Raw genomic sequence first — 743 nt, 5'->3', positions numbered from 1 at the left:
CCTCGGGCTCCTCGACGCCCTCACCCGACTGCCCGGCCCCCGCGGCTCCGTCCTCGTGGCCGCCACCGCCGGCACCACCGACACCGGCCTCATCGACCCCCTGCCCGACATCGCCGCCCGCTGCACCGCCCACGGCGCCCGCCTCCACATCGACGCCGCCTACGGCGGCGCCCTCCTCTTCAGCGACCACCACCGCGCCAAGCTCACCGGCCTCGACGCCGCCCACACCATCACCCTCGACCTGCACAAACTCGGCTGGCAGCCCGTCCCCGCCGGCCTCCTCACCGTCCGCGACGCCCACGACCTCGCCGCCCTGCACCACCGGACCGACTACCTCAACGCCGACGACGACACCGAAGCCGGACTCCCCGACCTCCTCGGCCGCTCCCTGCGCACCACCCGACGCCCCGACGTCCTCAAACTCGCCGTCACTCTCAAAACCCTCGGCCGCACCGGCCTCGGCACCCTCGTCGACCAGGTCTGCGCCCACGCCCGGGAGTTCGCCGACCTCGTCCACGACGACCCCCGCTTCCACCTCCACGACCGGCCCGCCATCAGCACGGTCCTCTTCCGGCCCGCACACGCCACCGACACGGCCGTCGCCGCCGTACGACGCCACCTCCTCACCACCGGCCGCGCCGTCCTCGGCCGCGCCCGCGCCGACGGACGGCTCTGGCTCAAGGCCACCCTCCTCAACCCCGCCACCCACCCCGACGACCTGCGCGCACTCCTCACCCTCGTGC

1 protein-coding gene is annotated in these 743 nt (G+C 74.8%); it reads left to right on the top strand.

Features of this window, described 5'->3' with window-relative positions; translation table 11 throughout:
• Positions 1 to 743, top strand: a 743-nt coding sequence (locus tag B7L92_RS38670) for a pyridoxal phosphate-dependent decarboxylase family protein (RefSeq protein WP_255311372.1), incomplete at both ends; no start/stop codon positions are given.

It is taken from the genome of Streptomyces viridosporus, assembly GCF_002078235.1.
Classification (GTDB): Bacteria; Actinomycetota; Actinomycetes; order Streptomycetales; family Streptomycetaceae; genus Streptomyces; species Streptomyces viridosporus.
This window is presented reverse-complemented; position numbering and strand designations above follow the sequence as displayed.